The 18,406-nt window shown below is 42.5% G+C and carries 22 protein-coding genes; 18 read left to right on the top strand and 4 right to left on the bottom strand.

Going from position 1 to position 18,406, the window contains the following annotated elements:
• Position 1: 1 nt before the first annotated feature.
• The 7 genes from DS891_RS04770 (at position 2) to DS891_RS04740 (ending at position 7,034) form a co-directional block, all read left to right on the top strand.
• Positions 2-1,345: a peptidoglycan DD-metalloendopeptidase family protein gene (locus tag DS891_RS04770; protein ID WP_174169007.1), complete on the top strand. Its 1,344-nt coding sequence runs from the start codon at positions 2-4 to the stop codon at positions 1,343-1,345.
• On the top strand, positions 1,338-2,561 hold the full coding sequence (locus DS891_RS04765) for a DUF418 domain-containing protein (RefSeq protein WP_174169006.1): 1,224 nt from the start codon (positions 1,338-1,340) through the stop codon (positions 2,559-2,561). The genes DS891_RS04770 and DS891_RS04765 overlap by 8 nt, the downstream gene beginning before the upstream one ends.
• Before the next feature lie 88 nt (positions 2,562-2,649).
• A complete protein-coding gene (locus tag DS891_RS04760; protein ID WP_174169005.1) occupies positions 2,650-3,234 on the top strand; it encodes a GNAT family N-acetyltransferase in 585 nt (194 codons plus the stop codon).
• Positions 3,235-3,350: 116 nt separating this feature from the next.
• Positions 3,351-4,283 (top strand): class I SAM-dependent methyltransferase, encoded by a 933-nt coding sequence (locus DS891_RS04755; RefSeq protein WP_174169004.1) that lies wholly within the window; start codon positions 3,351-3,353, stop codon positions 4,281-4,283.
• Between the two features lie 151 nt (positions 4,284-4,434).
• Positions 4,435-5,457: a sensor histidine kinase gene (locus DS891_RS04750; protein WP_174169003.1), complete on the top strand. Its 1,023-nt coding sequence runs from the start codon at positions 4,435-4,437 to the stop codon at positions 5,455-5,457.
• Complete coding sequence (locus tag DS891_RS04745) at positions 5,451-6,161, top strand: LytTR family DNA-binding domain-containing protein (RefSeq protein ID WP_039495643.1); 711 nt, start codon at positions 5,451-5,453, stop codon at positions 6,159-6,161. The genes DS891_RS04750 and DS891_RS04745 overlap by 7 nt, the downstream gene beginning before the upstream one ends.
• An 18-nt stretch (positions 6,162-6,179) precedes the next feature.
• Entirely contained in the window at positions 6,180-7,034 is an 855-nt protein-coding gene (locus DS891_RS04740) for an acyl-CoA thioester hydrolase/BAAT C-terminal domain-containing protein (protein ID WP_095727840.1), read from the top strand.
• A 43-nt stretch (positions 7,035-7,077) separates the two neighbouring features.
• On the opposite strand, the gene DS891_RS04735 is transcribed toward DS891_RS04740, so the two are convergent.
• The gene (locus DS891_RS04735) at positions 7,078-7,845 is read right to left on the bottom strand and encodes a helix-turn-helix domain-containing protein (RefSeq protein WP_174169002.1); all 768 of its coding nucleotides are present in this window, start codon (positions 7,843-7,845) and stop codon (positions 7,078-7,080) included.
• Positions 7,823-8,284 carry a carboxymuconolactone decarboxylase family protein gene (locus DS891_RS04730; protein ID WP_010604562.1) on the bottom strand — a complete coding sequence of 154 codons (462 nt, stop codon included), beginning with the start codon at positions 8,282-8,284 and terminating at the stop codon, positions 7,823-7,825. The genes DS891_RS04735 and DS891_RS04730 overlap by 23 nt, the downstream gene beginning before the upstream one ends.
• 133 nt (positions 8,285-8,417) lie before the next feature.
• On the opposite strand from DS891_RS04730, the gene DS891_RS04725 reads away from it, so the two are divergent.
• From DS891_RS04725 to DS891_RS04715, 3 genes are all read left to right on the top strand, one after another.
• The gene (locus tag DS891_RS04725) at positions 8,418-9,425 is read left to right on the top strand and encodes a phytanoyl-CoA dioxygenase family protein (protein ID WP_174169001.1); all 1,008 of its coding nucleotides are present in this window, start codon (positions 8,418-8,420) and stop codon (positions 9,423-9,425) included.
• Positions 9,426-9,540: 115 nt separating this feature from the next.
• The gene (locus tag DS891_RS04720) at positions 9,541-10,011 is read left to right on the top strand and encodes a DUF3291 domain-containing protein (protein ID WP_174169000.1); all 471 of its coding nucleotides are present in this window, start codon (positions 9,541-9,543) and stop codon (positions 10,009-10,011) included.
• 118 nt (positions 10,012-10,129) lie between these two features.
• Positions 10,130-10,348 (top strand): DUF6500 family protein, encoded by a 219-nt coding sequence (locus DS891_RS04715; RefSeq protein ID WP_010371761.1) that lies wholly within the window; start codon positions 10,130-10,132, stop codon positions 10,346-10,348.
• A gap of 51 nt (positions 10,349-10,399) precedes the next feature.
• On the opposite strand, the gene DS891_RS04710 is transcribed toward DS891_RS04715, so the two are convergent.
• Positions 10,400-10,585: a hypothetical protein gene (locus tag DS891_RS04710; RefSeq protein ID WP_010604566.1), complete on the bottom strand. Its 186-nt coding sequence runs from the start codon at positions 10,583-10,585 to the stop codon at positions 10,400-10,402.
• A gap of 146 nt (positions 10,586-10,731) precedes the next feature.
• Between DS891_RS04710 and DS891_RS04705 the strand changes: the two genes are divergently transcribed.
• From DS891_RS04705 to DS891_RS04670, 8 genes are all read left to right on the top strand, one after another.
• The gene (locus DS891_RS04705) at positions 10,732-11,529 is read left to right on the top strand and encodes a PhzF family phenazine biosynthesis protein (RefSeq protein WP_010604567.1); all 798 of its coding nucleotides are present in this window, start codon (positions 10,732-10,734) and stop codon (positions 11,527-11,529) included.
• Positions 11,516-11,956, top strand: coding sequence for a GNAT family N-acetyltransferase (locus tag DS891_RS04700; protein ID WP_174168999.1), 441 nt, complete (start codon positions 11,516-11,518; stop codon positions 11,954-11,956). The genes DS891_RS04705 and DS891_RS04700 overlap by 14 nt, the downstream gene beginning before the upstream one ends.
• Before the next feature lie 41 nt (positions 11,957-11,997).
• Entirely contained in the window at positions 11,998-12,456 is a 459-nt protein-coding gene (locus DS891_RS04695; RefSeq protein WP_010371749.1) for a YaiI/YqxD family protein, read from the top strand.
• Between the two features lie 2 nt (positions 12,457-12,458).
• Entirely contained in the window at positions 12,459-12,896 is a 438-nt protein-coding gene (locus DS891_RS04690) for a GFA family protein (RefSeq protein WP_174168998.1), read from the top strand.
• Positions 12,893-13,288, top strand: coding sequence for an ACT domain-containing protein (locus DS891_RS04685; RefSeq protein WP_010604570.1), 396 nt, complete (start codon positions 12,893-12,895; stop codon positions 13,286-13,288). The genes DS891_RS04690 and DS891_RS04685 overlap by 4 nt, the downstream gene beginning before the upstream one ends.
• Before the next feature lie 31 nt (positions 13,289-13,319).
• Positions 13,320-13,868 (top strand): HPP family protein, encoded by a 549-nt coding sequence (locus tag DS891_RS04680; RefSeq protein ID WP_174168997.1) that lies wholly within the window; start codon positions 13,320-13,322, stop codon positions 13,866-13,868.
• A gap of 31 nt (positions 13,869-13,899) precedes the next feature.
• Complete coding sequence (locus tag DS891_RS04675) at positions 13,900-14,433, top strand: GrpB family protein (protein ID WP_174168996.1); 534 nt, start codon at positions 13,900-13,902, stop codon at positions 14,431-14,433.
• Between the two features lie 366 nt (positions 14,434-14,799).
• A complete protein-coding gene (locus DS891_RS04670) occupies positions 14,800-15,774 on the top strand; it encodes a transposase (protein WP_174168995.1) in 975 nt (324 codons plus the stop codon).
• Positions 15,775-15,940: 166 nt separating this feature from the next.
• Here the strand turns inward: DS891_RS04670 and DS891_RS04665 are convergent, their stop codons facing one another.
• Positions 15,941-18,355, bottom strand: a complete 2,415-nt coding sequence (locus DS891_RS04665) for a hypothetical protein (RefSeq protein ID WP_174168994.1) — start codon at positions 18,353-18,355, stop codon at positions 15,941-15,943.
• Positions 18,356-18,406: the final 51 nt, after the last annotated feature.

Genomic DNA, 18,406 nt, shown 5'->3' with positions numbered 1-18,406 from the left:
CATGATTAAAAAGCTTTCTATCGCCATTGCAATGATGGCAACTTTTGGCTGCTCGAAACAACCCGAGCAGATACATTCGGTTAATAAAGCGCAAGAGAACACCCTTGTGTCGGCGCAAGCAGAACAAGGCCAAGCTGTTGTACATAATGGATCCGCTGAAGACTCAGTCGCGGCCCAAATCACCCAGGAGCTAAAGCCAGTTCAAGATGTTCGTTTACTTGAACTTAAATCGGGTGAGAGTTTAGCGAATCTTTTAAGTGAGTTTGCGTTCAGTGACCGCGATAGTTGGCTGGTGGAACAAGCCGTGAGTACGTGGACATCACTGACTAAACTCAAGGCTGGACAGTTAATAGAAGCAGAGCTTGTCGACGGACAAGTACAGCAGATCCGCTTTGAATATGCATTTGCACAGGTTATTGAGATTAAAAGAGTAGATGAACACTGGCATGCATCGCTAAGTGAGCTTGAAACCGTCACGCAAACAAAGCGTTTATCGACAAGCATAGATTCTAGTTTTTTTGTGGACGCCAGCAAAATCGGGGTACCCAATGACATTATCAATCAAAGTATCGTGGCCTTATCTCACCTTGTCGATTTTCAAAGAGAAGTATATGCCGGCGATCAAATTGATTTTGTATTTCAAGAACAGCAGCTTGTGGCAGCCGAAGATATACTCAAGCAAATCTCCAAACCTTTAGAATTACAACATGTTGCGCTACTTTCAGGAAAAGAAAAATACCGCTTATACCGGTTTACTGATAATGGCGGAACGACCGCTTTTTACCACTCAGATGGTACCCTCGCACAAAGTTTTTTAATGAAAACGCCGCTTAACGGTGCTCGATTATCGTCAAACTTCGGTAAACGTCATCACCCAGTATTGGGCTATACCCGAATGCACAAAGGGATCGATTTTGGTGCGCCTGTTGGTACGCCTATTATGGCTGCGGGTTCTGGAAAAGTACTCAAAGCTGGGTGGGGCGGCAGCTTTGGTAATCGCGTAGTGTTAGATCACGGCAAAGGCTATCAAACACTTTATGCTCACTTAAATGGCTTTGCGAACGGCCTCAAAGATGGGACGAGAGTAAAGCAAGGCGATGTGATTGGCTACCTTGGTAATACCGGCCTGTCGCAGGCGCGTCACTTACATTATGAAGTGCATAAAGACGGAAAAGCCATCAATCCACTCACCCTAAAACAACCAAAAAACACTAAGCTAAGTGACACGCAATTTGATGAATTTAGCGTGCAGGTTGCACAAATTACCATACTGCTCGATAGCGAAAACACAAAGCTTGCTCACCATGATGGACAGTCGGGCGGCATGGGTAGCTCTGATGACTAGTGCTGAAAAAAATCGTATTAACAGCCTCGACTTTATTCGCGGGGTAGCAATTCTGTGTATTTTGCTTATCAACATCGAAAGCTTTGCCTATCCCAATCCATGGGGCAGTTACCAATATGGCTTTATGACAGATATAGACAGTGAGGTAAGGTACTGGGTTTACGTGTTTGCTCAGGGCAAGTTTTACGGATTGTTAGCGATATTATTTGGCGCAGGTCTCACCATTATTCTTCAAAAACAGCCATTTGAATTTGCTATTAAATTAAGTGCGGCAAGGCTAGTGGCTTTATTTATACTCGGCCTTGTTCATGCTTATTGTATTTGGAGTGGCGACATTCTCTATCACTATGCTGTGATAGGAATGATTGCCACCACCATCATATTACTTGGCACCCGGGCCATCAAAGGCAGCATAGTAATTTGTTTGGCGTTTATATTAGTTGCAGGTTTTGGCAGAGCAGAGCGCACTATCGCCCAATACGATGCTTACCAAGCAGCACTCAATGTGGACGAAGCGTCTCGCACACGAGACCAGCAAAAAGCGATTAATCGGTGGAAGAATAAAACCGAACCACGAACACCCACCCATCGTACTTTGGAAGAAACGCCAAGCTTAACTGAGTATTGGCAGGAAAACTTTGACAGCCCGCAGGTCCACACAGGTAAGCTGTTTTATTCAAGTATTTTTTGGTCCACATTAATGATGATGCTGATAGGCTCGCAGCTGTTTCAATGGGGATTGTTTTCAAAGACTAAACTTAGCCCATTTGCGGTTGTGGCACTGCTTTGCTTGATTGCGGTGTCATGTTATGCCACTCAAGCTCGCTATTTTCATTGGCTACAAAGTTCACATATCCCAGTGTTGTCTTACGCTAAACAAATGGTCATCGTACTTAACCGGGAGCTGCAAGCGATTGTTTACTTGGTTTTGTTATCTTTGCTATATAACCGTTGGTTGCATCGCTTCAAACCCCTTGAGGCGATAAATCAAGTGGGTCGATTTGCGCTGAGTAATTACATTGGACAGTCACTGTTATTGGTGGTCATATTTTATGGCTTTGGATTACATAATACGCTAAGTCGCAGTGAGCTCTTGCTCTTATGGCTTGTGATTATGGCAGTGCAGCTGCTGTTAAATGTGATTTACGGGCGATTCTTTAAGGTGGGTCCCGTTGAACGAGTATGGCGCAAACTAACAATTAAGTTACACACATAATCGACTCGAATTTTTTACAAATTCGAACTTCATACCTAAGCTAATTTTGACCTAATATTGAAGTCGACACGTTAGCTTGAGGTAAGGTATGGAAATAGAAATAACACAAGGATGGGACATTGAGCATGCGCAAGCGGCTGCTGAGCTTTATGTTGACGCGTTTGGTAGCAAATTCAAAGCCGCAGTGCCGGATCGCAATAAGCTGATCACTATTATCGCGAAGAGCTTCATCTCAGAATACTCCTTTGCTGCCTTTGCAGACGGCAAGTTAGTGGGGGTTGCGGGCTTTCAATATGGCAAAAGCGGTTTTACATCAAATATGGGCTTTACTGGACTCATTGATGAATTAGGCTTACTAGGTGGGGTTAAAGCCGCAGCGGTGTTTACCCTATTTGAGCGAAAGCCTGCGCCCAACGAAGTGGTGATGGACGGCATCGCTGTTGCAGAATCGGTCAGAGGACAAGGTGTTGGCACTGCGCTTCTAGTGGCACTGCAGCGCTATACCAAACAAAGCGGGTTTCACGCTTTACGACTTGATGTAATTGATTCTAACCCCCAAGCAAAAAAGCTTTATATGAGAATGGGCTTTGTTGCCTCCCATCACGAAGATTTTTCTTATCTCAATTGGTTAATCGGTTTTAGCGGGGCAACAACGATGTTGTGGCGTCCATAGAACCGGTTTCCTTTGTTGCTAAAAATAAACGTGAAAGATAAGCAGGCCTTAACCATTTGCTTTTGCTGTGAAGTAACAAGTAAAATGCCGAACTTTACGCATAACCAGACACTGATATGACAGCAATAAACCCTGTATCGACCCTCCTTAATCATCTGCAAACCCAAGCCGTACCAAACGAGCTAAGGCGTCTATTTCATGGACGTGGTCGTTGCTATGAAGGGCTTGAACAAATCACAGTAGATTGGTTACAAGGTCAGCTCTTAGTCTCTTTATTCAAGGAGCACGACGTTGACTTGATAGCGTCGTTAAATCAGGCATTATTATCACTTGTGGAGACCGAAGCATTTAACGGAAAACTCTCTGCTATTTTGCTGCAACATCGTTATTTGCCTGACTCAGATCTTGAGGTTTTGTATGGTGAATTAACTGCTATGCCCATCGTTGAAGAAAATGGACTTAAATATGGCCTAAAGCTTGGCGTAAAGCAGAACATGGGACTGTTTTTAGATATGCGTTTGGGTCGTGAGTTCGTTAAAGCTCAGTCTGCGGGGGCTCGGGTACTTAATCTGTTTTCTTATACTTGTGGGTTTTCTGTTGCGGCAATTGCGGGCGGAGCTGCCCATGTTGTGAATCTGGATATGGCAAAAGCGGCGCTCAAGCAAGGCCGAGTCAACCACCAACTCAATGAACACGACCTCAGCAAGGTGTCTTTTTTAGGCCATGATTTGTTTAAATCTTGGGGAAAAGTGCGTAAATATGGGCCGTACGACCTTATCGTAATTGATCCGCCAAGCTTTCAAAAAGGCAGCTTTGCATTGACCAAAGACTATCAACGTATTTTAAGAAAGCTTCCTGAGTTACTTACGCCAAATGCCCAAGTGTTGGCGTGTGTGAATTCTCCCGATGTTTCAAGCCAATTTCTGATTGATGAAATGACCAGAGAGGCACCAACGCTCACATTTGTTGAACGTTTACAAAACCCACCTGAATTTAAAGACATTGATGAGCAAAGCAGCCTCAAGTGTTTAAGATTTAAAGCAAGTTAATCTATTTTTTAGCACTTTAACTTGGATGTAAAAGTGTGGACTAATACAGATAACCATTTAGCATTGAAAAGCGACCATTCAGCAATATTCAGAGTGCTTTTCGACGCTAAATGCGTACCATGAACGTATTCAGTCACTATTTGTATTGATTATGGTCAATCTCACATTGCAGCGAAATGAACAATTCGCAATTTTAGCCATCGTTGCCGCAATAAGTTTTGCTATCAGTCTTACCGATTGGGTGCAGCGGGGCATGTTTTTGTCGGCAAATATCGCGCTTTCTTCTCTTTTGGCGGTTGTGTTCCTCTACTGGTTACCTATGGTGATAAGTTACGTACTCATCATCCGTTTCAAGATAGGCAATTGGCCGCTGCAATATATCGGCTTTTACGGACTGATGGTAATGGGCTGTTTATGTTGGGGTGTACTCAGAAGTGGAATGTTAAATACCCATGCATTTTCACTGTTTGAGGCGCTAACCATCGCACTGCCTTGGTCTAGCGGTATTTTTGTGGTGATTAAGTTCTACCTTTCCCAAAAGTTGCTAAAACAAGAAAAACAGCTTCGCCAACTTGCCGAAATTAAGTTATTACACAGTCAGTTAAACCCGCACTTTATGTTCAATAGCCTCAACACAATTGCAGCCTTTGTACCAAATCAACCAGAAGCAGCACGGTCTTTGGTTCATAATCTCGCTGCGGTATTAAGATATTCATTAACGCATTCTGTGACAAGCGGAAAAATACCGAGCAAAGTATCCGTTGCCGATGAGCTAATTGCACTAAATCAATGGTGCGAGATAGAGCAAAGCCGGTTTGGGGATGCGCTTATCATCGACTTTGATATCGACGATGCATTATTGAGCGAAGTAATACCGCCAATGATTTTACAGCCACTTCTGGAAAATGCAGTAAAACATGGCAACAGTAGGCCGCTTCACATTGATGTATTAATCAAAAAGTTAGCGAACCAGTTAGTGTTTAAAATCAGTGACAACGGGGTGGGCTTTAAGGAGCAGGACATATTGAGTTCGTCAGATGCGGGACTCGGTCTTTCGATCACGCGCTCACGGTTAAAGTTAGAAGAAAATGCTGAACTTAGGCTTGGTAACGACATGCACACAGGTGGTGCTGTTGTCAGCTTTTCACTCACACGAGGAGCAAAGGAATGTTGAACATTGCCATTGTGGAAGATGAGCAACCGGCCATTGATAAATTAACTGAACAACTTAGCCAGATCACCAAGCACAACTTGGTACTGACTTGTAACACGCCATTAGTATTTCTTGATACATATCGAGAACTTGCGATAGATATTGTCTTTGTCGATATTAACTTGCCAGAATGCAATGGTGTTACTTTGGTCGAGAAACTTCAAGCGACGGGGTTTTCAGGTGCGATAATTTTTACCACGGCCTACAGTGAGTTTGCGGTTGAGGCCTTTACGCTCGGCGCGGTTGATTATTTGCTCAAACCGTATAGTACTGAACGCTTAGCGTTGGCGCTATCAAGAGTCAATCGTGTTATCGCGACAGGATTCGCCGCTACTTTAACGAGTAAGGTGGCGGGGAAAACCTCACTAATTGATGTCAGCAGTATCGAACTTATCAAGCTAGAATACGGTCAAGCCATTGCGTTTAGTAATGGACAGCAATATCCCATTGATGGCTCCCTTGAGGAGATCCAACAGCAATTGCCAACACATTTCTTAAGAGTTCACCGTAATGCCATTGTAAACCAAAGCGCGATAACGGCGTTTGAACGCTGGGTTACAGGGGGTTACCTTGTCAAGTTGCGAGATAGCAATTTACAAGTTGTGACCAGCCGGGGCGGTGCAAAACTACTCAAACAACAACTGAGCAACATAGGGCTCAGCTAACTCAAAAAAGGTAATAAAATGATGAAAACTATAATGCCATTTTCTTTGGTAGGGCTTCTTGCGGCCTGCTCAAACACGACTATACCAGATGTTAAACGTCAGTTTATCGATGATGGTCAGACTCATCCATTGGTTGTGGTGTTAGGTGGCAGCGAAGGGGGGAATACACTCGCTAATCCTCAGTGGAAACCATTTTTAGATGGATTTAATGATATTGGTGTCTCAGTAGCTGCACTTGGTTATTATGGCACTGAAAATACATCGAGCAGTGCAGCTGAATTATCTTTGGATGATATAGCCAAACGGATAAAAGCATTGAGTGCAGACCCAAAGATAAACCCAAATTGCGTGGCGGTGTATGGTTTTTCTAAAGGAGCGGAGCTTGCGTTATTACTCGGTGCGCACTTTGATGAGATAAACCATGTAGTGTCCGTCATGCCTAGTCACGTAAGCTGGAATGCTGTTAAGACCTTGTCTTCTCGCTCGAGTTGGATGCTTAGCGGCAATGCTCTGGACTACATTGATGCACCCCTGTTGTCATGGAAAATGCAAAAGGGGAACGTAACGGGAGAGTTTACACCTGCCTTTGAGGCTGCATTGGCAGAGGCAACGCCTGAAGCAATTGCAGCCGCTCGCATCCCGGTTGAAAACACCAATGGGCCAGTGCTACTGGTCTCTGCCAAACACGATGAAATTTGGCCATCGTACAAAATGGCCGGATATATTGAAGCTGATTTACGCGAAGCTAGTTTTTCTCATCCATTTAAACATATCGCACTTAACTCGGGTCACTATAGCTTTAACAAAAAAGTGCAAACCGAGGTAAATCAATTTTTAAGCGAAACCTTGGTAGCACGTTGCGCGAATAAGTAGCAATGAATTCACCTTGCTTTTATATTCTTGGTCGTTGAAAAATTTACCGAGCTGTAGGTAACGTTGTGTCTGCAGCTTTTAGTCGCTTTGTGTATTTTGCCGGTGTGATCTGAAAGATAGTTTTAAATTCGCGAATAAGATGAGATTGATCAGCGTAGCCGCAATCTAGCGCGAGTTGAGCGATGTTAATGTCAGGTGTTTCTCTCAGTTTTTGTTTAGCCAATCGAACTCTATAAATGCGAGCTAAATGTTTAGGGGTAATCCCACAATGTATTTTAACTTGTCTCTCTAATTGCCGTTTTCCGATCGGAGTTTGAGCATATGCTTGCTCTAAAGGAGTCATTGAAACAATATGCTCAAGGAGTGTTTGGGTATGTAGGATAGAATTGTGTCGAGGAATTGGCATATTCAATATTGGTTCTAGGAGTTTAAGTAATGCTGTCAGGTTGGCACTACTTTTTTGTAGCGTGTTCAACAAGGGCAATATATTTTTGGGATTTGCTATAGGATGTTGCAGCGTTTTCAGAAATGCCAGTCCCGCGGGTTTAAAGCGGATCCCGAAAAAACATGCCTGTTCAGAATAGCTGACTTTGCTAGACTGAATGGCAATTGGTTGCAGATAAAAGGGGGCTGTGAGCTGATTGTCGTTGAAACTAACGAGCCCACGAAGAGGGAAGATAAATCCAGTTGCCCCGTCGCTTGGAAGCCAAGTTTCTCCGCACTTGTGTGATTGTGCAAACCAGATAGCTTGCACATAGTTAGCGATTTCACCTGTTGGGTTTATTAATTCAAGCGTTAGATCTGTGCTCATTGAACTCTACATTCGGCTTAAACATTTTCACGATCCGATTCCAGCTGTTGATGGCATTAATAGCGATAGTTAACGTAGTCAATTCTTTATCATCAAATTCTACATTGAGTGTTTGATAAAAAGCGTCGTCAATCATTTGTGCGTTTGTCAGCTTTTCACAAAGCGCTAATGCCAGTTTTTCTTTATTGGTGTATAACGGCATGTCTTGCCATGCACTTAATCCAATAATTCGATTAGTGGTTTCACCATACTCTAGTGCCTGTTTAGTGTGCATTGCAATACAAAAAGCGCATTGATTGATTTGTGATGCTCTAAGTTTAACGAGCTCCCAGATTGTGACTCCAAAAGTTGTATGTGCCTGCTGTTTTAATAATTCCTCTTGTCCCAATAAGTGCTGAATAAGCTCAGGTGCCTGATTGAAGTAGTCTGCTCTTTTCATTTCTGAATCCTCATGTTTAGTGATACGTATAGTGTAATGAGGTGTAAGCGGTAAAAATTGAAAAAAAACGTCTTTGTAATAAAATTTTAAGGAAGGAACACACGACTCTAATTTAAAGGATGGTTGTAAAATAATGTGCGATGTAAACCTTGCTCTAGCGCTTTATCATTTATCCACACTCAAAAAAATCTGGCTTCAGGCCAACGGTACTTTTACAAATAAACAGCAGCAGGTAGAGCCAGTTAGTTTCGAATTATATAAAGCGACTTTTGACATACTGGGCTTAAGTTTATCTCAAGCACATCAGTTACAGTTTCAATATGCTCATGATTACGATAGCTTTATTGATGCAATTGTAACAATTGCTCAGCCGAGTAGTGAAAAAATAGCATTGCTAAAACATGTCACCTGCCACTTACCTTGCCCCGACAGTTATCAAGAAAAAATTGCTGCTGTTCAGAATATGCCGGATGTACTCACTGAGGACGACCTGAAATGCTGGCAGGACAACGGCTATGTCATCGTTAAAAATGCAGTGAGTGCCGAAGGCTGTGCCAATGCGAGAAACGCCATCCAAGACTATTTGGAGATTGAATTAGCAGAACCAAAGACTTGGTATAAGGTTAACCACGAAAAATTGAGTCGCAGTATGGTGCATTTGGTACAACATAAAGCACTGGAAGACAATCGGAATTCAATAAGAATTCATAAGGCCTTTAGCCAGTTATGGCAAAGCGAACAACTGATAGTTTCAGCCGATCAGTGTGGTTTCAACCCGCCTGAAACTGCGCAATGTAGCTTTCAAGGTCCTGATCTACATTGGGATTTAGATTTCTCTAAGCAACTCAAGTTTGGCACGCAAGGAATTTTGTATCTATCAGACACTGAAGAAAAACAGGGTGCAACAACGGTTGTGCCAGGATTTCATACAAAGCTAGAGTCATGGCTTGCAACGGCTCCATGGGATCCATGTGTTCCAAACACAGAATACTTACATCAACTGGGCTCCAAAGCAATTGCAGCCAATGCCGGAGATATGGTGATTTGGCACCAGTTTTTACCTCATGGTGGGAGCGCGAATACAGCAAACGCACCTCGTATAGTGCAATACATCAATATGCATCCATTCCCCGAAATGTAGAAGGTGAAAAAATCTCTACTTGGTTAAATTTTGTCTTAACTTGGCGGCGAGTAAACAGTAGTATGATTGTTAAGTTTGGGAGAATGTAGCAACTCACCACAAGGAAAAGCCGTCGATGCAATTAGCACAACTCAATATAGCCACCGCTAAATACCAAATGGATGCGCCAGAAATCCAATACTTTGTAGAAAGTTTAGACCGCATTAATTTACTCGCAGAGCAAAGCCCTGGCTTTATTTGGCGCTTGAAAGATGAAACCGGTAATGCAACAGAGATTAAGGCGTTTGATGATCCAAATATTATCGTGAATATGTCTGTATGGCAGTCGGAGCAAGCGCTCAAAGATTTTATGTTTAAAACCGCGCATAAGGAATTTTTGGCGCGTAAAAAAGAATGGTTTCACCGCGCTGAACAGGAAACTTACGTGTTATGGTGGGTTGAAGGGGGCCATGTCCCGACACTAGATGAGGCCAAAGAAAGACTCGATTACCTGCGTCGTTTTGGAGATTCGGCTTATGCCTTTACGTTTAGAAATAGTTTCACCGAACTAGACGTAAGGGAGAGGGAAGCTTGTGAAGAAGATTAATCTTGTGCACCGATGAAATGATAATCAACCCTAAGGGGGAGAGCCGCGTGGAGTGGTGAATAGCGATGATGTTGGTGGTACACTTATCGTAGATCATGATGTATGGATTTAACCAAAAATGCGCGCGGCACTAAGAAGCAAGATAATAGAAGTATGTGATAAAAAAATCGCACAAAAAGGAGATAACGTTGGCGTATCATTTTACGCTTTTTTTGCCAATAAAAACACGGACCCTGCATTACTTATGGAAGCGGCGACTTGGTGGATACAAACTCACGAACTAGACCACTTCGAAAAGGCGTTAAAGATAAAAGCAATGGTTGAAAGTGGAAAATAGGTCTTAAAGGATATTGTCATGGGCCATCAATCGAGATGACCCAACTGGCAGTTACAGCGTGTAAAACGAGACAAAAAATACTGCAACAGATGCAAGTGCAAACATAGTGTACTCGGTGATAGTTTGTTTGCGTTTCTCATCATCAGTTTTAGGGGCTGTCGCTATCATTAGCAGGCTAGTGACAAACATTGCTAATGAATATAAACATAGGATTGATAAAGTAGCATCTGTAAACATATAAGCCTCGACTTGGTTCTACTCATTTTAACTACGTGCATCATGGTCATACAGATCAACCTCTATACACGTTTATTTAAGTTGTATTCGCTTTTAATTACAGTAAATTATACTGTGTTTTTAGGTGTTTCTGAAAGGAGTAAAAGATGCAAGTTGAATATTTTGTGGTTGACGCATTTACGCGTAAACGTTTTGGTGGTAACAACGCTGCAATCGTTGAGGTTGAAAACTGGCTTAGCGACGGCCTAATGCAGCAGATAGCCATCGAAAATAACCTTTCCGAAACCGCCTTTTTGAAGCCAGTTGATAACAATCATTATGAGATCCGGTGGTTTTCTCCAATTACTGAAATTGACTTTTGTGGTCATGCCACGCTTGGTGCTGCGTATGTGCTTTTTAATCACAAGGGAAAATCAGGTGAGATAAAATTTCAAACTCAAGAAGTCGGAACACTCACTGTGAAGCAAGTGGCTGATGGTCGCATTGTGATGGAATTTCCGAACTTAGCCCCTGAGTTAACTGAAGCCCCCGACGCACTGCTGGAAGGGCTGAACGTAACACCGACGCGGGTACTTAAAAATCGCCAAGCGTACTTTGTGATTGTTGAGACTGAGCAACAAGTACGTAGCTGTGAGTACGACAGCGATAAATTGAAAACCCTTGCGCCTTTTGACGTTGTGGTAACAGCAAAAGGCAATGACGTTGATTTTGTGTCGCGTTACTTTTGGCCTGCAAATGGGGGCGATGAAGATCCGGTTACCGGTTCAATTCATGCCGGGTTAGCGCCATATTGGGCAAAGGCGCTAAACAAACAGAAACTTCATGCACATCAGGCTTCAAAACGTGGCGGTGAGCTATTTTGTGAAGTGACGGATACGAATGTCATCGTATCTGGGTTTGGTGTACTTTACGCAAAAGGAATATTCGAAATTGAGGACGAATAAGATTCAATTCATACAGGCAAAAGAAAGTGACTTTGACTACCTAGTGGCGCTGCGTAAAGCGACCATGGTGCCGCACTTAGAAAATGCCAGACTGTGTTTGACTGACGCTGAACATAAAGCCAGAGTATTATACGAATACTCAAGCTCACATTTGATTTATATAAATGAAAAGTGTGTTGGCTTGGCTAAGTTTAAGCAACGTGAACATGACTATTACCTCTTTCAGCTGCAAATAGAGCCCCAGCAACAAGGAAAGGGGCTCGGTGCACAAGTCATTAAAAGCTTGATAGAAAACCACTCAACATTGCCTTGGGTATTGACGGTGCTTAAAGCGAATCCCGCGAAGCGTTTATACGAAAAGTTGGGATTTGTGCAGTTTGCTGACGATGAATATGAGTTTCATTTTAGGCGTGAACCTAATCCCTAAATTTAGTATTCTCTAGCCAATTTAAATTTAAAAGAGTTGTTATGGCAAAACAAATATGGGTAGATGCCGATGCCTGTCCCGTGGTGATAAAAGAAATGTTGTTTCGCGCTGCAGTGCGTACTTCTACCACGGTTACATTGGTTGCAAATCAATATCTAAAAACGCCTCCGTCTCCTTTTATTCAAAAGCTTCAGGTTCCAAAGGGATTTGATATTGCGGATAACGAAATCGTGAAGCGCGTGAATGAAGGTGATTTGGTTATTACTGGCGACATTCCACTTGCAGATGAAGTCATTGAGAAAAAGTGCACCGCACTTAACACGCGCGGTGAATTGCTGACGAAAGAAAACATAAAATCTCGCTTAAATATTCGTGACTTTATGGACACGATGCGTGCCAGCGGCGTACAAACTCAAGGGCCACCACCTTTGTCTCAAGCTGATAAGCAAAATTTCGCCAATCAATTGGATACTTGGATCACCAGAAACACAAAGGGGTAGGTATGGCTTACAAGGCGAGTTGTTTGTGTAAAGCGGTTCAAGTTGAGATCCGTGGACCAATCAGCGATATCATCCACTGTCATTGCTCTTTATGTCGCAAGTCTACAGGCACAGCTTATGCCACTAATGGCTTTGTGCTGTGGAGTGATTTTGTGATTCTAAGTGGCGAAGAGGCACTAAACATCTTCGAGTTTAAACCTGGAAGAAAGCGCCATTTTTGCAAACATTGTGCAAGTCCAATTTTTAGTTCGAATGAAAGCGATCCAAAGCGGGTGAGGTTAAGACTTGGCATTTTGGACTCGGATATCAAAGAGCGGCCAATATCACATAATTTTGTCTCTTCAAAAGCCAATTGGGAGGACTTGGACGCGCCGCTTCCTCGTTATGATGCATTTGAACCTAGCCGCGATTTATCAACAACATCGGGAGGTAACTTGTGACGGGTATTAGCGATTTATCTCAATTATTAAAAGACATTTCCCCGACGCTTGATGAAACACCTTTTGTATTTTGTACAGCGCAAAAAAGCCTCGCTGAGTGCGTGATTTTCAATCCAATTGCGACCTTTATGGAGCGCGAGGGGTTAACGCTGGTAGTCACCAAGCAAATGGCAGACGAGCATGGATTGGATTACAGCTGTGTGATGAATAAAATTACCTTGCAAGTGCATTCGAGCCTAGAAGCTGTGGGATTAACGGCTGCATTTTCCAATGCGCTAAAAGATGTTGATATTAGCGCGAATGTAATTGCGGGCTTCTATCATGATCATATTTTCGTACCCGTAAATGATGCTAAGCGGGCGGTACTCGCGATACAAACGTTGGCAAAATGACATTGATAAATCTCGAAGGTTATTAGGTAGCATGAAAGTTTACTTTAAAAGAATGGCCTCCAAAGGTGTGTGTCCTCCGAGAAAACCGCTTAAGAAAATCCTTTGGTCATGGGTTGGTGCAATGGTGGGGATCTTGTTGATTACGGTGATTTCTAACCTCGCTTTACCATATGGTGTTGGCAGCGCATTGCTCATTGGCTCTTTTGGTGCAACTGCCGTTTTACTCTATGGCGCTCCTATGGCAGAGTTCTCTCAACCGAGAAATTTACTGGGCGGGCATTTCTTTTCAGCTTTACTCGGTGTCAGCATTTTTATTTTGCTTGGAGAAGAGAGTCTGTTTGCAGCACCGCTCGCGGTATCGCTCTCAATTGTTGTGATGCACTTTACTCGAACCTTGCATCCACCCGGTGGAGCGACCGCGCTAATCGCCATTATTGGTGGTGAGTCTGTTCATAACTTGGGATATATGTATGCATTTTATCCCGTGTTGATGGGGACTCTGCTGATGTTGTTGGTCGCGCTGTCTGTGAACAATATGTCGCGCAACCCCAAGCGGCATTACCCAGTTTATTGGTTCTAACTATTTTATATAAAAATTTAAAAGGACAGGCATGTCAAAAATTGAATTCGTCCCTTACCAATTAGTCCCAGCTAGCTTTAATCCATGGCGTGAAATATTTGTTGAAGTGGCAGAAGAAGTGATGGTGGCATTAGCACACCCTGAACTTGAATTTCTACACTTTGGTTCTAGCTCTTTTAAGGTTGCTGGCAAAGGGATCATCGATATCTCTGTGTTATACAAACCCGAGCAATTAACGCAAGCAGTTGAACATCTTAAAAATTTAGGCTTTAAAGATCAGCACAGCGATAATCCATTTCCTGATACTCGTCCTAGAAAAGACATCGCGGTGATGTATCAAGGTGAGTTGTTTCAAGTGCATGCGCATGCTATTGAAAAAGGAAGTGAAGAACATATAAAGCAAGAAAAATTTAAAGCTTATATGCTTAGCAACCCTAACGCGCGTGCGGAGTATGAAACTCAGAAACAATTAGTAATAGCGCAAGGTATAGCTTCCCAAGATGCGTATGGAAAAGCTAAAGCACCATTTGTAAAGCGTACTTTGAAGGACATCCAATTTAATTAACTAAAGTTCGAATAACTAATATTTTGCTTGAAGTTAGTGATAAAATTAACTGCTGGTATCCAATCCCAATCGCTCATGGTGATCGCATAAATTATTCATAGTGGAGCACGGTTTGATGTTGCTCCTAAAACTTGCTAACTAGGCAAGGGGGAAAAGTAAAGATTTGCGTTAAGACAGGAACCTCGCTCATTCTCCGAACCAGCATAAGGAGGTTAGCGTTTGCTGTATTTAAGTATCAAGGAGTAGGTGATAACTGGTAGCATGCAACTAAGGACAGGCATGAACAGATGCAAATGTTTACAAATTTGCGACATGGTCTAAGCTTTAATTTCTTCGATTAGCATTGATACGTTCAAGGAGAGAACAATGGGCTTAGCTAGGAAGTATCAAATCAACTTGTCAAATACGCGTTACTATCATTGTGTGTCACGTTGCGTCCGCCGTGCTTTTTTGTGTGGTGAAGATATGTTGACAGGAAAGTCTTATGAGCATCGGAGGGGTTGGGTTGAAACGCGTTTACTCTCTCTAGCCAAAATATTTTGCTTGGATGTTTGTGCTTACGCGGTAATGCCTAATCACACCCATGTGGTGTTGTATATCGATGATAAAAAAGCACAAAGGCTCAATGATAAAGCTATTTTACTACGCTGGAGCAAGCTTTATAAAGTATCTTCACACGCTCAGCAATTTTTACAAGGTGAATGCTTAAACGAAGGGCAAAAAAGTGAATTAAGCAAAGAAATCAATGAATATAGAAGCCGCTTAGCGAGTATTAGCTGGTTTATGAGAGGGCTCAATGAGCACATCGCTCGACGTGCTAATCAAGAGGATGAATGTACCGGACACTTTTGGGAAGGGAGATTTAAATCTCAGGCCTTGCTTGATGCTTCAGCCTTGTTAGCATGCATGGCTTACGTAGACTTAAACCCCATTCGTGCAAAATTGGCTAGTAACCTAGAAGATTCAGAACACACCAGTATAAAACTTAGGTGTGAGTTTGCAAAAAGATGCAAACAGCCGAATTATCTAGCGCGGTTTTTAGGAAATACCAAAAGACATGTACACAAAGGAATTCCTTTTGAATTACGGTCATACCTAGACTTAGTTGATTCAACAGGGAGGTGTATTCGTGCTGGTAAACCCGGGTTTATCGAACCGCGTCAAAAATCTATTTTGGAACAATTAGGTCTAGAAGCATGTAATTGGTTTCAACTTACTACCCAGCTTGAGCAAACTTTTCACGGTGCGATTGGTAGAGCAGATTCGATAGAGGCTTATTGTGAGCAACGCAATTTAAGGCGACGAAGTAATATTTCGCAAAGCCAGCGACTTTTTACGTAATATGAACTAACGTAAATGGCCAATTTAATCCGGTTGTAAGTGTTTAACTGCTCGCTCAGGTTGAGGGAGCAGTTAGTCGTGCACGTTGTATGAAACACTCAATCTTATTTGCACAAAACCATCGGTCTTACTTTATTTGGCTTTTCAGACTTCCAATTAATTGTTTCTACAAATTGATTATTTTAACCAGCCTAATCGGTTCACCATCAACGTCAAACTCACCCGTGATCTCAAGTAATCCATTTTTCAATCCTTGTAACTTATATACTTCAATTACTTGTGTTTGATAAGGTAAGAAAGTAACAGGCTGCTGCCAAAGTGAACCTTCATTTTGAAATGATTGAAATGGAGTAAAATCGACGCGTAATATACCACTCGATGCACCTGAATAGGGACCGGTTAGCGTGATGGTAATATTGTCACGAACAGTGACTTCCATTTTTACCCCATCGAAAGGTTTCTCTGACGTTAGAAGAGGCTTTTGTTGTGTTAATCCGTTCCAACTAATCACTAAGTTCTGAAAAGTATGTTTTGGCAATAGAACACGGTGTTCACCTGAAGCTAGAATTTTTTTGTAGTTACCGTAAGTTAGCGCAACAGCATGCTTACCGGGGTTGTTGACGTAAAGATAGTGCATTCCATCAGAAAAATAGCTTTGGGTGTTGATACCACTTAGCGTAAAGAGCGCATCGTCGCCAAGTGTTGATTGCCAACTTTGCATCAAGTGATTGAGGGTTTTATTCTCAGTTTCAGTGACTGTCCTTGATTTCTGTTTGCTAAATATTTCGCGAAGTGGGGTCATACAGTCACTTAACTGAGCACTATATTCCACACAGGTGTTAAAGGCTCTGCGCAGTAGCGATGCACCTTTAAAGTGCCAGGGATTAGTGGTTTGTTCATTCGTGATCAAGTAATCATACGCGGCAAAGTAGGGCGCTATTCTATGATTATTATTTCGGCCAAGAAGACTGATTTTTTGCAAGCTAAGCGCTGAAATGTCGATTTGGCTCAATTGTAACCTAGCCAGTTGCTCATGATGTTGTGTTTTCATTTTAATAACTAGCGCATCGTCCTGCTTTGAAAGCGTGAGCGCAAGTTGATGATATTGCTTGATATCCATGCGTAATTGCGGCAGCAGTGCGATAGACTTCGAGGAAAACAATGCTTGATTGCTTGAGACCGTTAACTTTACTCCTTCTTGAAGGGTAAATTGCAGTAAGTTGTCTTTACTAAAATCAACTTCTTCAACTTTAGAGCGTCCAAGACGCGCATCTAAGCTTTGGTTTGTTAAATCAGCGATTAACGCAACGCCAATTTCCCCACGTCTAATCTGCTCCGGCTCGAAGTCGATTTGTGCTGCAACACTATTCTCATCAAGTGAGTTGATTAGAGGTGTTTTATCTGATGCGGGAAAATCCATCACGACATGTGTAGAAGAAAAGTTTGGATGAATGTCAAGACGATTAAGTGTTTTGTTTTCGGTATTTCTGAGCCAATATGTGGCACCGTTTTGCTCCCAAGGCCCATCGACAATATAAAAACTTGGTGTGGCAGAGCGCACAAATGCTGCAAACTGCTGTTCAAGCTGGGGCCAATTGGGGAAGGTCTGTTTTAAGAGTGCATTGGCAGTTGGCAAGGTATTTTCAGAGTGGGGGTTTGCTTCCATTAATTTGCTGATAAAGCGTTTAAAATATTGATATCGCTCAGGATCGCTCAATAAAAAATGTACGATAAAAAAGTTGAGCCCGCGTTTGAGTGATGGATCATCATTGATTGCTTCAAAAGATGGCTGTCCATTTTGGTGATACTGCTGTAAACCTAAGTGCAGATAGTTCATTGGAGCACGGTCGAAAACCATTACAGTTAACTGTTTTTTATTTGGATCATATACGTGGCTTGCAATGGCATCTGCCATCCCCTCAGTGATCCAGTTGGGTGCCCAAGTTGAGTGACCGTTCAGGGCCATATGAAACGCATGCATGGTTTCATGGATCACGATGTAGCGCTGGTGATGCTGGCGATGACTCGGAAAGTTGTACCCTGCGCGGTTATAAAACATGGTTTCGCCACCAGCCGTTTTATGTACGCCTCGCAAAAAACCGTCGTCCAGCATGGCTTCTTTTGTACGTTGGCGTGAACTGCCATAAACGACAGCAATTCTCTTTTTATCAATCGCTGCAGGCGCCATACCAAACAATTCAACATAGTGAGGGTAAGACATTTCTAATAATTCTAAATAGAGTTTTACTTTGTCCTCAGGAAAGTCACTTTTTAGCGCAAAATGTTTACTCACCCACCAGTCATATCCCCGCGAGTTAGCTATTTTTCCATCGCTATAAGTCAGCGGAATTTGTTTACCAACATGTTGGATATCAATGTGTCTCAACGTGCTGACTCGACCATTAACGCTTATTTCAGAGCGCATATCAGCGGGGCTTGGAATAGCAGCAATATCGCTTCGCGTAGTTTTACATCCGCAGAGTAAAGCAAGTATTGCAATTAGAGGAGCAAATCCTAGCCGCGGCTTTTGCATAGAGGGTATTCGCCAATAAAAGGTATGGAATAGATAAAATAAAGACATGATACTTTTCTCTCGTTATTATTTGTGTATATTGTATGCAATATAAAATAA

This window comes from Pseudoalteromonas sp. JC28 (genome assembly GCF_013319255.1).
Lineage (GTDB): Bacteria > Pseudomonadota > Gammaproteobacteria > Enterobacterales > Alteromonadaceae > Pseudoalteromonas.
The sequence above is the reverse complement of the archived record's forward strand: the minus strand, read 5'-3'. Positions and strand labels throughout refer to the sequence as shown.

Bases quoted from the DNA above. Each gene is read 5' to 3' on its own strand.
- DS891_RS04770 (WP_174169007.1), top strand. From the start codon at position 2: ATGATTAAAAAGCTTTCTATCGCCATTGCAATGATGGCAACTTTTGGC.
- DS891_RS04765 (WP_174169006.1), top strand. From the start codon at position 1,338: ATGACTAGTGCTGAAAAAAATCGTATTAACAGCCTCGACTTTATTCGC.
- DS891_RS04760 (WP_174169005.1), top strand. From the start codon at position 2,650: ATGGAAATAGAAATAACACAAGGATGGGACATTGAGCATGCGCAAGCG.
- DS891_RS04755 (WP_174169004.1), top strand. From the start codon at position 3,351: ATGACAGCAATAAACCCTGTATCGACCCTCCTTAATCATCTGCAAACC.
- DS891_RS04750 (WP_174169003.1), top strand. From the start codon at position 4,435: ATGGTCAATCTCACATTGCAGCGAAATGAACAATTCGCAATTTTAGCC.
- DS891_RS04745 (WP_039495643.1), top strand. From the start codon at position 5,451: ATGTTGAACATTGCCATTGTGGAAGATGAGCAACCGGCCATTGATAAA.
- DS891_RS04740 (WP_095727840.1), top strand. From the start codon at position 6,180: ATGATGAAAACTATAATGCCATTTTCTTTGGTAGGGCTTCTTGCGGCC.
- DS891_RS04735 (WP_174169002.1), bottom strand. From the start codon at position 7,845: ATGAGCACAGATCTAACGCTTGAATTAATAAACCCAACAGGTGAAATC.
- DS891_RS04730 (WP_010604562.1), bottom strand. From the start codon at position 8,284: ATGAAAAGAGCAGACTACTTCAATCAGGCACCTGAGCTTATTCAGCAC.
- DS891_RS04725 (WP_174169001.1), top strand. From the start codon at position 8,418: ATGTGCGATGTAAACCTTGCTCTAGCGCTTTATCATTTATCCACACTC.
- DS891_RS04720 (WP_174169000.1), top strand. From the start codon at position 9,541: ATGCAATTAGCACAACTCAATATAGCCACCGCTAAATACCAAATGGAT.
- DS891_RS04715 (WP_010371761.1), top strand. From the start codon at position 10,130: ATGCGCGCGGCACTAAGAAGCAAGATAATAGAAGTATGTGATAAAAAA.
- DS891_RS04710 (WP_010604566.1), bottom strand. From the start codon at position 10,585: ATGTTTACAGATGCTACTTTATCAATCCTATGTTTATATTCATTAGCA.
- DS891_RS04705 (WP_010604567.1), top strand. From the start codon at position 10,732: ATGCAAGTTGAATATTTTGTGGTTGACGCATTTACGCGTAAACGTTTT.
- DS891_RS04695 (WP_010371749.1), top strand. From the start codon at position 11,998: ATGGCAAAACAAATATGGGTAGATGCCGATGCCTGTCCCGTGGTGATA.
- DS891_RS04690 (WP_174168998.1), top strand. From the start codon at position 12,459: ATGGCTTACAAGGCGAGTTGTTTGTGTAAAGCGGTTCAAGTTGAGATC.
- DS891_RS04680 (WP_174168997.1), top strand. From the start codon at position 13,320: ATGAAAGTTTACTTTAAAAGAATGGCCTCCAAAGGTGTGTGTCCTCCG.
- DS891_RS04675 (WP_174168996.1), top strand. From the start codon at position 13,900: ATGTCAAAAATTGAATTCGTCCCTTACCAATTAGTCCCAGCTAGCTTT.
- DS891_RS04670 (WP_174168995.1), top strand. From the start codon at position 14,800: ATGGGCTTAGCTAGGAAGTATCAAATCAACTTGTCAAATACGCGTTAC.
- DS891_RS04665 (WP_174168994.1), bottom strand. From the start codon at position 18,355: ATGTCTTTATTTTATCTATTCCATACCTTTTATTGGCGAATACCCTCT.